The 13,138-nt window shown below is 61.5% G+C and carries 10 protein-coding genes; 6 read left to right on the top strand and 4 right to left on the bottom strand.

The features are described 5' to 3' along the window. The first annotated feature begins 2 nt into the window (after window positions 1-2). Window positions 3-1,940 (top strand): sulfate adenylyltransferase subunit CysN, encoded by a 1,938-nt coding sequence (cysN, locus tag AC3WTO_RS02905; RefSeq protein ID WP_492459180.1) that lies wholly within the window; start codon window positions 3-5, stop codon window positions 1,938-1,940. A 194-nt stretch (window positions 1,941-2,134) separates the two neighbouring features. Further along, the gene (cysQ, locus tag AC3WTO_RS02910; RefSeq protein WP_492460021.1) at window positions 2,135-2,908 is read left to right on the top strand and encodes a 3'(2'),5'-bisphosphate nucleotidase CysQ; all 774 of its coding nucleotides are present in this window, start codon (window positions 2,135-2,137) and stop codon (window positions 2,906-2,908) included. A gap of 51 nt (window positions 2,909-2,959) precedes the next feature. On the opposite strand, the gene AC3WTO_RS02915 is transcribed toward cysQ, so the two are convergent. From AC3WTO_RS02915 to AC3WTO_RS02930, 4 genes are all read right to left on the bottom strand, one after another. Continuing rightward, window positions 2,960-4,099 (bottom strand): DegT/DnrJ/EryC1/StrS family aminotransferase, encoded by a 1,140-nt coding sequence (locus AC3WTO_RS02915; protein WP_492459181.1) that lies wholly within the window; start codon window positions 4,097-4,099, stop codon window positions 2,960-2,962. A 227-nt stretch (window positions 4,100-4,326) separates the two neighbouring features. Then, window positions 4,327-5,271: a carbohydrate kinase family protein gene (locus AC3WTO_RS02920; protein ID WP_492459182.1), complete on the bottom strand. Its 945-nt coding sequence runs from the start codon at window positions 5,269-5,271 to the stop codon at window positions 4,327-4,329. Window positions 5,272-5,275: 4 nt separating this feature from the next. Then, window positions 5,276-5,713, bottom strand: a complete 438-nt coding sequence (locus AC3WTO_RS02925; RefSeq protein WP_492459183.1) for an RbsD/FucU family protein — start codon at window positions 5,711-5,713, stop codon at window positions 5,276-5,278. A gap of 1 nt (window position 5,714) precedes the next feature. Next, window positions 5,715-6,863, bottom strand: coding sequence for an ROK family transcriptional regulator (locus AC3WTO_RS02930; RefSeq protein WP_492460022.1), 1,149 nt, complete (start codon window positions 6,861-6,863; stop codon window positions 5,715-5,717). 294 nt (window positions 6,864-7,157) lie between these two features. Here AC3WTO_RS02930 and AC3WTO_RS02935 point away from each other — a divergent pair, with 294 nt between their 5' ends. The 4 genes from AC3WTO_RS02935 (at window position 7,158) to AC3WTO_RS02950 (ending at window position 13,086) form a co-directional block, all read left to right on the top strand. Continuing rightward, entirely contained in the window at window positions 7,158-8,189 is a 1,032-nt protein-coding gene (locus tag AC3WTO_RS02935) for a sugar ABC transporter substrate-binding protein (RefSeq protein WP_492459184.1), read from the top strand. A 366-nt stretch (window positions 8,190-8,555) separates the two neighbouring features. Further along, window positions 8,556-9,638, top strand: coding sequence for an ABC transporter permease (locus AC3WTO_RS02940; protein ID WP_492459185.1), 1,083 nt, complete (start codon window positions 8,556-8,558; stop codon window positions 9,636-9,638). Beyond that, entirely contained in the window at window positions 9,635-10,420 is a 786-nt protein-coding gene (locus AC3WTO_RS02945; protein ID WP_492459186.1) for an ATP-binding cassette domain-containing protein, read from the top strand. The genes AC3WTO_RS02940 and AC3WTO_RS02945 overlap by 4 nt, the downstream gene beginning before the upstream one ends. A 197-nt stretch (window positions 10,421-10,617) precedes the next feature. Then, window positions 10,618-13,086, top strand: a complete 2,469-nt coding sequence (locus AC3WTO_RS02950) for a glycogen/starch/alpha-glucan phosphorylase (RefSeq protein ID WP_492459187.1) — start codon at window positions 10,618-10,620, stop codon at window positions 13,084-13,086. Window positions 13,087-13,138 lie beyond the last annotated feature (52 nt).

The raw sequence follows: 13,138 nt of genomic DNA on the forward strand, positions 1-13,138 counted from the left end.
GAATGCGCCATGTTCCGGCAAAAACCCTCGAGCCGAGCAACGAGGTGCGCGATTATCTGGCCGCGCAGGAGAAGAAGTCGCTGCTGCGCTTCCTCACCTGCGGCTCGGTCGACGATGGCAAGTCGACGCTGATCGGCCGACTGCTCTCCGACACCAAGCAGATCTTCGAGGATCAGCTCGCAGCGCTCGAGCGTGACTCGCGCAAGCATGGCACGACCGGCGAGGATGTCGATTTCGCGCTGCTGGTCGATGGTCTGGAGGCCGAGCGCGAGCAGGGGATCACCATCGATGTGGCCTACCGCTTCTTTGCCACGCCAAAGCGCAAGTTCATTGTCGCTGATACGCCGGGGCACGAGCAATACACCCGCAACATGGCGACCGGCGCTTCCACCGCCGATCTCGCCATCGTTCTGATCGACGCGCGCCAGGGCGTGCTGCGCCAGACACGGCGCCATTCCATCATCGCGTCGCTGCTCGGCATCCGCAACATCGTGCTGGCGGTGAACAAGATCGATCTGGTCGGCTTCGATCGCGTTATCTTCGACCGCATCGTCGCAGAATATCGCGATTTCGCGCGCGACCTCGGCTTCGAAAGTATTGCGCCGATCCCGATGTCGGCGCGCTACGGCGATAATGTTTCGGCGCGTTCGGAGCGGCTGGCCTGGTATCAGGGCCCGACGCTGATCGAGCATCTGGAGACTGTCCCGGTAGGAAGCGCTTCGGTTGAACAGCCGTTCCGTTTCCCCGTGCAATATGTGAACCGGCCGAACCTCGATTTTCGTGGCTTCGCCGGCACCATCGCCTCCGGCTCGGTGTCGCGTGGCGACGAGGTTGTGGTGGCGAAATCCGGCCGTTCCGCCCACGTCAAGCGCATCGTCTCTTATGGTGGCGACCTGCAGAAGGCGATTGCCGGCCAGGCGGTGACGCTGGTGCTGGATGAAGAAGTCGAGGTTTCGCGCGGCAACATGCTGGTGCAGCCGGATGCGCGCCCGCAGGTGTCCGACCAGTTCGCCGCCAAGCTGGTTTGGTTCGACGAGCAGGCGTTGCTGCCAGGCCGTTCCTACATCCTGCGCACCGAAACGGATGAGGCGAGCGCGACCGTCACCGAACTGAAACACCGTCTCAACGTCAACGACTTGAGCGAAGAAGCGGCGAAGTCATTGGAGATGAACGAGGTCGGCGTCGTCAACATCTCGACGCGCACCCCGATAGCCTTCGATGCCTTTGCCGAAGACCGCTCGACCGGCGCTTTCATCCTGATCGACCGCATCACCAATGCGACCGTCGGCGCCGGCATGATCCAGCATGCTCTGCGCCGTGCCGAGAACATCCATTGGCAGTCGCTCGACGTCGACAAGCGTGCGCGGTCCGACATGAAGCACCAGCGACCGGCGGTGTTCTGGTTCACTGGCCTGTCGGGCTCGGGCAAGTCCACCATCGCCAACCTGCTCGAGAAGAAGCTCGCCGCCACCGGGCGTCACACTTATCTGCTCGATGGCGACAATGTGCGCCATGGCCTCAACCGCGATCTCGGTTTCACCGATGCCGACCGCGTCGAGAACATCCGCCGTGTCGCCGAAGTGGCGAAGCTGATGGCGGATGCCGGCCTGATCGTGCTCGTCTCCTTCATCTCGCCTTTTCGTGCCGAGCGGCGTCTGGCGCGCGAACTGATGGCAGGTGGCGAGTTCGTCGAAGTGTTCGTCGACACGCCGTTCGAGGAGTGCGCGCGACGCGATCCGAAGGGCCTTTATGCGCGGGCATTGCGCGGCGAGATCAAGAATTTCACCGGCGTCGATTCTCCCTATGAACCGCCAGAGACCCCCGAGATCCGCCTGCAGACGGTCGGTAGAACCGTCGAAGAGATGGTGGATATCCTGGACGAATGGCTGGCCGAGCGCGACAAGGCTGAGACGCAATATGAAAGTGGCGGCGGCATCTAGGGCGTATTGAGGCCCGATCGATATCGGTCTGCAAATGGCGGACCGTCATTGCTCTCGCTGCTTGCATGTCGGGCACCATGCTGTATCCCGTCTATTGAAATCCACCAATTCAGGCTCGCTTTGCCATGAATCTCAACACGCCCGAGACCAGTTCTGCAGAGGCCCAGAAAGGCTCGGCACATGGCGATGTTGCCATGCTCGTCGTGTTGGAAAAGCTGTCATTGGCTGCCGGCAGTGCCATCATGCGCATCTTCCACGAAGGCTGCGCGGTCGATGCCAAAGCGGACGCATCACCGGTAACGGAAGCAGATCGGCAGGCCGAGCAGATCATTCTCGCTGGCCTTCGCGAAATCTATCCGGACGTGCCATGCGTGGCAGAAGAGGAAGCCAGCGCCGGTATCCTGCCGGCTTCGCTCGGCGAAGCCTTCTTTCTGATTGATCCGCTCGATGGCACCAAGGAATTCGTCAAGCGTGGCAATGACTTCACCGTCAACATCGCGCTGGTGCGCCACGGTGTTCCCGAGGTCGGCGTGGTCTTCGCACCGTGCTCCGGCAAGCTGTATTCGGGGCGGCCTGGAATGGCGGAAGCTGCAGAAGTCGATGCAAACCTCGGCGTGGTTGCGCGCCGGGCGATTGCGGCCCGTCCAGCCGCCTCGCCACTTGCAGTCGTTGCCAGCCGCTCGCACCGCACGCTGGAAACCGACGACTATATCGCAACACTGGGGCCGACGGAGATCGTCTCCATCGGTTCGTCGCTCAAGTTCTGCCTTCTTGCGGAAGCCGTCGCCGACCTCTACCCGCGTTTCGGTCGCACCATGGAATGGGATACGGCGGCGGGTGATGCTGTATTGCGCGCTGCTGGTGGCAGCACATCGACGCTCGATGGTGAACCGCTCACCTATGGCAAGCGAAATCAGGCGCACGACGCCGATTTCGCCAATCCGTTTTTTATAGCCAGAGGCAGGTGAGGGCCGCCTGCGCTGCAGGCAAATGCCCTCGGTCGATACGGCGAGGTATGCTTACTCCGCCGCCTGGATCGAGTTCGAACCGATGTAGTTGCGGATCGTCTCGATGACACGATCCTGGTCGGCTTCACTCAGATAGGGGTGCATCGGCAGGCACAGGATCCGGTTGGGCAGGCCTTCCGATACCGCCAGGCCGGTGGGCGTGCGCGGGAAGTGACGGTAAGCGACCTGCTCGTGCAACGGCTTGACGTAGTAGATGACGGACGGGATGCCTTTTTCCTGCAGGTGCGCCTTCAACCCGTCACGCTTTGGCGTTTCGATGGCGTATTGCGCCCACGCCGAGCGGCTGCCGTCGAGGTTGCCTGCTGCCGTGACGACGTCGCCGAGGCCTTCGGCATAACGCGCCGCCACCTTCTGACGGGCGACCATCTCATCTTCCAGGATCGCCAGCTTTTCGATCAGAATCGCTGCCTGCAGTGTGTCGAGACGCGAATTGATGCCGACATGGACATTGTCATATTGCGTTTCGCCCTTGCCGTGGAAGGCGAAGGAACGCAGCTTTTCAGCCAGTGCACCGTCATTGGTGAACATCGCGCCGCCGTCGCCATAGCAGCCGAGCGGCTTGGCCGGATAGAACGATGTGCCGGCGACATGGCCGAAGGCGCCGCATTTGGCATTGCTGGCGGTGCCGCCGATCGACTGGGCGGCATCCTCGATCACCAGCAGGTTCTCGCGCCTGGCAATCGCCATGATGGCATGGTAGTCGGCGGCAAGGCCGAACAGGTCGACGGGGATGATTGCCTTCGGTTTCAGCCGGCCTTCGGCCTTGACCATGGCGATGGCAGCTTCCAGGCTTTCGATGTCGATGTTGTAGGTCTTGGCATCGACATCGACGAAGATCGGTTCGGCCTTGGCCAGCGCCACCACTTCGGCGGTCGCTGCGAAAGTGAAGCTCGGTACAAACACTGCATCGCCAGGCCCAATGCCGGAGGCGTAAAGCGGCAGCAGCAAGGCGTCGGTGCCGTTGGCGCAAGCCACCACATGCTTCACCCCGACGTAATCTGCCAGCTTGGCTTCGAATTCGGCGACCTGCGGCCCGAGAATATAGCGGCCTTCCTCAACGACCTTGTCGATGGCTGACTTCAGCCTGTCGTGGATGCGTGCGCGCTGCGCGCCTAGATCGATGAACTGCATGTCGGCCCCGAATTTTGCCAGATAACGCGCCGCTGGTACCAGAGTTGCACGGCGCGCGAAAGATTTGCAGCAAGGCTGCGGCTTTAGGCAGCGGTCGCCTTCGTTACCAACAGCCGTTAAGCTGCTTTGGGGAAAAGCTGCAAAGCCAGGCTTTTGCGGGCTTTTTGTGCGGCCTGCGGCTACGGCATCGTCGTTTGCGAAACATAATGTGATTGCAATACGGGCTTTTAGCCGGCGACAGCGGCGCTTTCGATGAGTTCCCGCCGTGAAGGCGGATTGGCGCCGGCGCGGGAAACGGTGATGGCGGCGGCCTTGGCGCTGAAGGCAAGCACTGTAAGGATCTGGTTTTCCGAAAGGCCGGCAATCGCCTGCTTGGACAGCAGGCCCTGGTCGCGCAATGAGGCGAGGATCCCGGCATTGATCGTATCGCCGGCCCCGACCGTGTCGACAACCTTGACTGGCTCTGCCGGTACGGAAACGGCATGGTTCCGGGAGAATGCCACCACACCCTTGGCACCTTGCGTCACCACCATAAGACTGGGCCCCAGCCCAAGCCAGCGCGCCGCGATGTCTTCGAGGCTGCCGGTCTCGCCAAACCAGTCCAGGTCCTCGTCCGACAACTTGACGATATCGGCGAGCGCCAGCATCCGCTGCATGCGCGCGAGATGTCGCGGTTTGTCCTTGATGAAATTCTTGCGGATGTTGGGATCGAACATCATCACCCGCTTGTCGTGCTCGCGGCGCATCAGCGCCTCATAGGTCGCCCCGCACGGTTCCTGGATGAGGCTGACACAGGAGAAGTGCATCGCTTCAACCTCGTCATCGACGGTGGGCAGATCGGCCTCGACCAGCATGCGTCCCGCAGTGTTTTCGTCATAGAAGAGATAGCTGGCTTGGCCTCCGCTCAATCTCACGAAAGCAAGCGTCGTCGGCAGGTCGGCAAATTTGATGAAGTCGAGCGACACTTTGCTGGCGACAAGGGCATTGCGCAGCATGTCGCCGTAAAAATCCGTCGAGATGCCGGTGAAGAAACCAACCGGAATATCCAACCGGCCAAGCGCCACGGCTGTGTTGAAGACGGCCCCGCCGACATAGGGCGCGAAAGCTGCTTCGCCGGCTGTACTCTCGCGCGGCAGCATATCGATGAGGGCCTCGCCGCAGCACAGGATCATGCGTTCAGGCTCCGGTCGGGTAGATCACGCCCTTGCGGACGATGATGTTGGCGTAGAGCCGGGGCTCTGATGTCTGAACGATGGCATGGGCCGCCTTGACCCTGGCGTAGAAGTCGGCGCCTGGCATGGCGACCACCTTGCGGCCGGGCGCGCGTTTGGTGCACACCGCTTCGATCTCACCGTGGACGGGGTCGACCAGCTTCGGATCCCCTTTTTTCGAAGAACGGAACAGCGCTTCTTCGACGAAATCATCCACTGGCAAAACGGAAAGGATGGCATCGAGCATCGGCACCAGATCGACGCCGTCGGCACGGATCAGGCGGGTGGCTTGTTCTTCTGCTGGATAGTTGCCGTCAACGATGGCGATTTCGTCGCCATGGCCCATCGCACGCAGCACGCCAAGAAGTTCGGGCCCGAGCAGGGGAGAAATGCCGATCAGCATGTCAAAGCGTTCCGGATGTTGAGGTTGGACCGACAAGGAAGCGGTCGGAAAGGGGCAGGCTCGCGCCGCCGAGTGCTCGGGCGTGGATGCCGACAGTGCCTTCGCGCACGGTCGGCAATTTGAGGCCTTCGGCATCGACCTTGTCCAAAGCGGCGCCAACGGCCTTGACCAGACGGGCGCGAATTGCAGTGGGCATCCAGCCGTCAATCACTGCTTCCTCGAAGTCGATCACCGCGGATGCGGAGGCTATGGCGTAAGCAAGGGCCTCGGCCGCGCCGGCAAGCCAAGCGTCGAGCTCCGGCCCAATGTCACCCCACTCCTCGGGCGAGGTCCACAGGTGCTGGGCATCCACGCCACGCAGCGCAAGCGCCTTTTCCAACGTTGCGATGGAGGCGACGTCGATAAGCTGGATCGGCCTGCCGTCTGGCCCCGGCACCGGCATAGAGCCAAGCGCGCCGGCATTGCCGGTCGGCCCGCTGTAGATGCGGCCGTTGAGCACGATGCCACCGCCGGCAAAGGCGCCGATATAAAAATAGACGAAGTCGCGCACATCCAGCGCGTTGCCGAAAACAAGCTCGGCGCCGCAGGCGGCAGTCGCGTCATTCTGCAGATAGACGGGGAAGTCGCACAGCGCCTGGATGTCGGAGCGGATGTCGCGATGGCGCCATTCCTCCATGATCGAACGTGGCGCACCGGCTGCGTCGGCCCAGTTCCACAGCTCGAAAGGTACCGCGATGCCGAGGCCGGAGACACGTCGATCTTGTGCGGGCGTCAGTCCTGCCCGCAATTTGGCGACGCCGGCAGCAACGAAATCCACGGTCTCCGATGGAGCCGGGTAACGGTAGGAATGGTGAAGCATGGCGCGCACCTTGCCAAGGAAGTCGATCAGCACCAGTTCGGCGCTGCGACGGCCGATCTTGAGACCGATGAAGAAGGCGCCCTCCGGGTTGAGTGCCATGGGAATGGACGGCTGGCCGATGCGGCCACGCAGCGGTTCGCGCCTGAGCAGCAGGCCTTCTTCTTCCAGTTCACGCATGATGACGGAGACCGTCTGCGCGGAAAGACCGGTCATGCGGGCGATGTCGGATTTCGCCAGGCCGCCATGCTGCCGGACGAGCGAAAGCACGAGCCGCTCATTGTGGTCGCGCATGCCGCTCTGGTTGGTGCCGCGATGAAGACGGCTCGCCCCCGGCTCGTTCGAACCGTGCTTTTGAACGCCGTCGTCCAACAGCTTCCTCCCTCCCATGATTTCTTGTCTGACTTTTGGCCGAGAATGAGCCGGCTCCGCAAGTGTGTCAATAATAAATAAGAGTGATTTAATTATTGACTCGGAATTGCGATTGGTGTTTCGTTTGGACCGGGGAGCTCACCGGGAAAGCAGACGGGCGCCTCGGCGGCGCGCATTCAGTCGGCCGCGATCTTTGGTTCTGGGAGGAGTACCTCAATGCGATTTTCTGTTCTCAAGACGTCCGTGTTCGGCGCTGCGGTCGCAGCGCTCGCAAGCTTTACCGCGCCTGCTTCGGCGGCCGATGTCGGCGCGTGCCTGATCACCAAGACCGATACCAATCCGTTTTTCGTCAAGATGAAGGAAGGCGCCACCGCCAAGGCAAAGGAGCTGGGGGTCACCCTGAAGACCTATGCCGGCAAGATCGACGGTGATACCGAAAGCCAGGTCGCGGCAATCGAAAGCTGCATCGCCGACGGCGCCAAAGGCATCCTGATCACCGCTTCCGATACCAAGGGCATCGTTCCGACCATCAAGAAGGCGCGCGATGCCGGCATCCTCGTGATTGCGCTCGACACCCCGCTCGAGCCCGCCGATGCCGCGGACGCCACTTTCGCCACCGACAATCTGCTGGCTGGCAAGCTGATCGGTCAGTGGGCCGCCGCCACGCTGGGAGACAAGGCAAAGGATGCCAAGATCGCGTTTCTTGACCTTACCCCGTCGCAGCCGACCGTCGATGTGCTGCGGGACCAGGGCTTCATGATCGGTTTCGGTATCGATCCCAAGGACGCCAACAAGATCGGCGACGAGGATGATCCGCGTATCGTTGGCCACGACATCACCAACGGCAATGAGGAAGGTGGCCGCAAGGCGATGGAGAACCTGCTGCAGAAGGATCCGTCAATCAACGTCGTCCACACCATCAATGAACCAGCCGCTGCCGGCGCCTATGAGGCACTGAAAGCCGTCGGCATGGAAAAGAACGTGCTGATCGTATCGGTCGATGGCGGCTGCCCAGGCGTCAAGAACGTCGAAGGCGGCGTCATCGGCGCCACCTCGCAGCAATATCCGCTGCTGATGGCATCACTTGGTGTCGAGGCGATCAAGAAATTCGCCGACAGCGGCGAGAAGCCGAAGCCGACGGAAGGCAAGAGCTTCTTCGACACCGGTGTGGCACTGGTCACCGCCAAGCCGGCCAAGGGCGTCGAATCCATCGACGTCAAGACCGGTCTTTCCAAGTGCTGGGGTTGATTTGAACCCTTAACGGCATGATGCTGGCTGGAGTGTTTCCGTTTTTCACGGAAACGCGGAAACGCTCTGGGTTTATTTGTAGCAATTCCGGACACAAAACCGCTGCGCGATTTTGCTGGCATTGCTGTAGCGCATCGGCCCGAAAATCGGGTCCGATTTTCGGAAAGCACGATGCGCGGATTTAAGTGATAGAGTGGCCTTTGCGCGTCCGCAGGACGCGCGGCGCTCTATGCGGGGGTGCTCTCCTGGCGGAGCACCCTCTCTCCCGGTCGTCTTCTGACCGGGGAGGGGGTATCGGCCCGCCGGCGAGGCATCAACACCTTGGGCGTATGACGGGGCGTCAGTCCCCGATCGGGAGGAGCCGACATGACCGACGCTTCGGCGGATGCCAGGCGACCGCAGGAATTCGAAAAAGTGCTGACTGGAGCCGACACGGCGGTGGCGGACTTCGACACGCACACGCGTTCGACCTTGGAAAAGCTACAGCATTTCCTGCATTCCAATCCGGCTGCCGTACCATTGATCGTTCTGGTGGCTTCGGTGCTGATCTTCGGCCTGATCATTGGTGGCAAGTTCTTCTCTGCCTTCTCGATGACACTGATCCTGCAACAGGTCGCCATCACCGGCGTGATCGGGGCAGCGCAGACGCTGGTCATTCTCACTGCCGGTATCGACCTCTCGGTGGGCGCCATCATGGTGCTCTCGTCGGTGGTGATGGGACAGTTCACCTTCCGCTACGGGCTGCCGCCATCGATCGCGATCCTGTGCGGCTTCGCTGTCGGTGCGCTGTGCGGCTGGATCAATGGTGCGCTCGTGGCCTACATGAAGCTGCCGCCCTTCATCGTCACGCTCGGCATGTGGCAGATCGTTCTGGCCTCGAATTTTCTCTATTCGGCCAACGAAACCATCCGCGCGCAGGATATCGAAACGCAGGCGCCGATCCTGCAGTTCTTCGGCAACAATTTTCGCGTGGGCAATGCGGTCTTCACTTATGGCGTCGTCGCGCTGGTGCTGCTGGTCGCCATTCTCTGGTACGTCCTGAACCACACCGCCTGGGGCCGCCATGTCTACGCGATCGGCGACGATCCGGACGCGGCCGAACTGTCTGGCGTGCGCGTCACTCGCATGCTGCTATCGGTCTATGTACTGTCGGGCCTGATCTGCGCACTCGGCGGCTGGCTGCTGATCGGCCGTATCGGTTCGGTTTCGCCGACCGCAGGCCAGTTTGCCAACATCGAATCCATCACCGCGGTGGTGATCGGCGGCATCTCGCTGTTCGGCGGGCGCGGATCCATTCTCGGCATGCTTTTCGGAGCGCTGATCGTCGGTGTCTTCTCACTCGGGTTGCGCCTCATCGGCACGGACCCGCAATGGACCTATCTGTTGATTGGCGTGCTGATCATCAGCGCCGTCGCCATCGACCAGTGGATCAGGAAGGTCGCAGGATGACCACGGAACCCATTCTCACCGCACGCGGACTGGTTAAGCGGTACGGCCGCGTCACGGCACTGAACAACGCCGATTTCGACCTCTACCCAGGCGAAATCTTGGCCGTCATCGGCGACAATGGCGCCGGCAAGTCGTCGCTGATCAAGGCGATCTCCGGTGCTGTTACACCGGACGAGGGCGAGATCCGCCTGGAAGGCAAGCCGGTGCAGTTCAAATCTCCGATGGAGGCGCGCGGCGCAGGCATCGAGACCGTGTACCAGAACCTCGCCTTGTCGCCGGCCCTGTCCATCGCCGACAACATGTTTCTTGGCCGTGAGATCCGCAAACCCGGCATTCTCGGCTCCTGGTTTCGCATGCTCGACCGCACGGCGATGGAAAAACGGGCGCGCGAAAAGCTCACCGAACTTGGCCTGATGACCATCCAGAACATCGGCCAGGCGGTCGAGACATTGTCGGGGGGGCAGCGCCAGGGTGTGGCTGTCGCACGTGCTGCTGCTTTCGGCAGTCGCGTCGTCATCATGGATGAGCCGACCGCAGCGCTCGGCGTCAAGGAGAGTCGGCGCGTTCTGGAACTCATCCTCGATGTGAAGCGGCGTGGCCTGCCCATCGTGCTCATCTCGCACAACATGCCGCATGTCTTCGAGGTGGCGGATCGCATTCATATCCATCGGCTTGGCCGACGTCTCACTGTCATCAATCCGAAAGAATATTCGATGTCGGATGCGGTCGCTTTCATGACCGGGGCGAAGGCTCCGCCTGAGGCCGTCGCAGCAGCCGCATGATCTGCCGATTGCGCCCGGAGTGCATTGCGATATGCTCTGGGTGCAACGCAGAATATTAGCGATATTAAATCGATTGAAAAATTCCGGTCGGCTGTCTGGTCTGGGCCGGAAGGTCCTGCTATTCATGCTGTTTGAAAGGCAAAATCGGTTCTCGGCGAGATGAGTAAACTCTGATCGCCGGTCGCGCGAGAGGCAAGATGACCCGCACCAAGAAGCCCAGTGCTCCGCTGCCTGATCTCGACCACCCCGACCCGGAGACACTTGCGTCCGAGGTGCTGATGGCCCTCAAATACCGCGTCGGCAAGGACACCACGGTTGCGACGCCTTACGACTGGCTGACGGCTTCGATCAAGGTGGTGCGTGACCGCATCATCGACCACTGGATCAGTGCCACCAAGGAGACCTACGACCAGCAGGAAAAGCGCGTCTATTACCTGTCACTCGAGTTTCTCATCGGCCGGTTGATGCGCGACGCGTTTTCCAATCTCGACATCATGGACCCGATGCGCGAGGCGCTGTCCTCCCTTGGAGTCGACCTCGACGAGATCGCCACGCTCGAGCCTGATGCCGCGCTCGGCAATGGCGGCCTGGGCAGGCTCGCGGCTTGTTTCATGGAATCGATGGCGACCGTCGATGTGCCGGCCCATGGCTATGGCATCCGCTACGCCAACGGTATGTTCCGCCAGGAGATCCAGGATGGCTGGCAGGTGGAGCTGCCGGAGACCTGGCTCGATCATGGCAATTCGTGGGAGTTCGAGCGTCGCGAGCGTTCCTTCGAAGTCGGCTTCGGTGGCTCGGTCGAATCCGTCACAGCGAGGGATGGGCGACTAGAGCGCCATGTCTGGAAACCTCTGGAGCATGTTCTGGCGGTCGCCTATGACACGCCCGTGGTCGGCTGGAAGGCCAAGCGCGTCAACACCCTGCGGCTCTGGTCCGGCATGCCCGTCGACCCGATCCTGCTCGACAAGTTCAATGCCGGCGACCACATCGGCGCGCTGGCCGAGAGCAACAAGGCGGACGCGCTGTCGCGCGTGCTTTATCCGGCGGATTCCCACAAGGCCGGCCAGGAGCTGCGGCTGCGGCAGGAGTATTTCTTCTCGACCGCTTCACTGCAGGACATCCTGCAGCGTCACCTCAGCCAGTACGGAGAACTCGAGTCCCTGCCGGACAAGGCCGCAATCCACCTCAACGACACCCATCCAGCTGTTGCCGTACCAGAATTGATGCGACTGCTGATGGATGTCCATGGCATGGATTTCGCCAAGGCCTGGGACATAACCAAGCGAACCTTCGCCTATACCAACCACACGCTGCTGCCAGAGGCACTCGAAAGCTGGCCGGTGCCGCTGTTCGAACGGTTGCTGCCGCGCCACATGCAGATCGTCTACGCCATCAATGCCGAGGTGTTGCAGGAAGCGCGCTCGACGGGTCGTTTCTCCGGCGACCAGATCGCATCGATCTCGCTGATCCAGGAGAATGGTGATCGCCGCGTGCGCATGGGCAATCTTGCCTTCGTCGGCTCGCATTCGATCAACGGCGTGTCTGCGCTGCACACCGAACTGATGAAGCAGACGGTGTTCGCCGACCTGCACCGGCTCTATCCGGATCGCATCAACAACAAGACCAACGGCATCACCCCGCGGCGCTGGCTGATCCAGTGCAATCCGGGCCTGACGGCACTGGCGCGCGAAGCCATCGGCGACCGTTTCCTCGACAACATCGAGGTGATCAAGGATCTGGATCGCTTTGCGGATGACGCGGCATTCCGCAAGAAGTTTGCAGCCGTCAAACGCGCCAACAAGGTGCGGCTCGCCAATCTGGTCGCCGACCGGCTGGGCATCCGCGTCGATCCGTCGGCGTTGTTCGACATCCAGATCAAGCGCATCCACGAATACAAGCGCCAGTTGCTCAACATCCTGGAGGCCGTGGCGCTGTACGACCAGATCCGCTCGCATCCCGAGAAAGACTGGACGCCGCGGGTGAAGTTCTTCGGCGGCAAGGCGGCGCCGAGCTACCACAACGCCAAGCTGATCATCAAACTGGCTAACGACGTTGCCAAGGTCATCAACGGCGATCCCGCCGTTCGCGGGCTGCTCAAAGTGGTGTTCGTGCCCAACTACAATGTCAGCCTGGCCGAGATCATGATGCCGGCGGCCGACCTGTCGGAGCAGATATCGACTGCAGGCATGGAGGCGTCGGGTACCGGCAACATGAAGTTCGGTCTGAACGGCGCGCTGACCATCGGCACGCTCGATGGCGCCAATGTCGAAATGAAGGAACATGTCGGCGACGACAACATCTTCATCTTCGGCCTGAAGGCCGACGAGGTGGCAGAACGCCGCCGCAACGGCTATCAGCCGCGCGCCGTTATCGAAGGCTCGCCGGAACTGGCGCAGGCAATTTCGGCGATCTCGTCAGGGGTATTCTCACCGCACGATCCCGATCGCTACCGCGATCTGATGAACGGCCTCTACGACAGCGACTGGTTCATGGTCGCCGCGGATTTTGACGCCTACGCTGCCAAGCAGCGCGAGGTGGATGTTGTCTGGAACGACAGCGCCGATTGGAACGCCCGTGCCGTCCGCAACGTTGCCCGCATGGGCTGGTTCTCGTCGGACAGGACGATCCGCCAGTACGCGAAAGAAATCTGGAACGTGCCTGTGTGATGTGATTGCATGAGGCCATGTCCGTGGCCGTGGACCCAGGGAGGGGTACCGC

Source organism: Mesorhizobium sp. EU05-FHT14A09 (assembly GCF_058790995.1).

Excerpts from the sequence above, each read along its gene's own strand:
- cysN (WP_492459180.1), top strand. The coding sequence starts at position 3 with ATGCGCCATGTTCCGGCAAAAACCCTCGAGCCGAGCAACGAGGTGCGC.
- cysQ (WP_492460021.1), top strand. The coding sequence starts at position 2,135 with ATGCTCGTCGTGTTGGAAAAGCTGTCATTGGCTGCCGGCAGTGCCATC.
- AC3WTO_RS02915 (WP_492459181.1), bottom strand. The coding sequence starts at position 4,099 with ATGCAGTTCATCGATCTAGGCGCGCAGCGCGCACGCATCCACGACAGG.
- AC3WTO_RS02920 (WP_492459182.1), bottom strand. The coding sequence starts at position 5,271 with ATGATCCTGTGCTGCGGCGAGGCCCTCATCGATATGCTGCCGCGCGAG.
- AC3WTO_RS02925 (WP_492459183.1), bottom strand. The coding sequence starts at position 5,713 with ATGCTGATCGGCATTTCTCCCCTGCTCGGGCCCGAACTTCTTGGCGTG.
- AC3WTO_RS02930 (WP_492460022.1), bottom strand. The coding sequence starts at position 6,863 with ATGCGCGACCACAATGAGCGGCTCGTGCTTTCGCTCGTCCGGCAGCAT.
- AC3WTO_RS02935 (WP_492459184.1), top strand. The coding sequence starts at position 7,158 with ATGCGATTTTCTGTTCTCAAGACGTCCGTGTTCGGCGCTGCGGTCGCA.
- AC3WTO_RS02940 (WP_492459185.1), top strand. The coding sequence starts at position 8,556 with ATGACCGACGCTTCGGCGGATGCCAGGCGACCGCAGGAATTCGAAAAA.
- AC3WTO_RS02945 (WP_492459186.1), top strand. The coding sequence starts at position 9,635 with ATGACCACGGAACCCATTCTCACCGCACGCGGACTGGTTAAGCGGTAC.
- AC3WTO_RS02950 (WP_492459187.1), top strand. The coding sequence starts at position 10,618 with ATGACCCGCACCAAGAAGCCCAGTGCTCCGCTGCCTGATCTCGACCAC.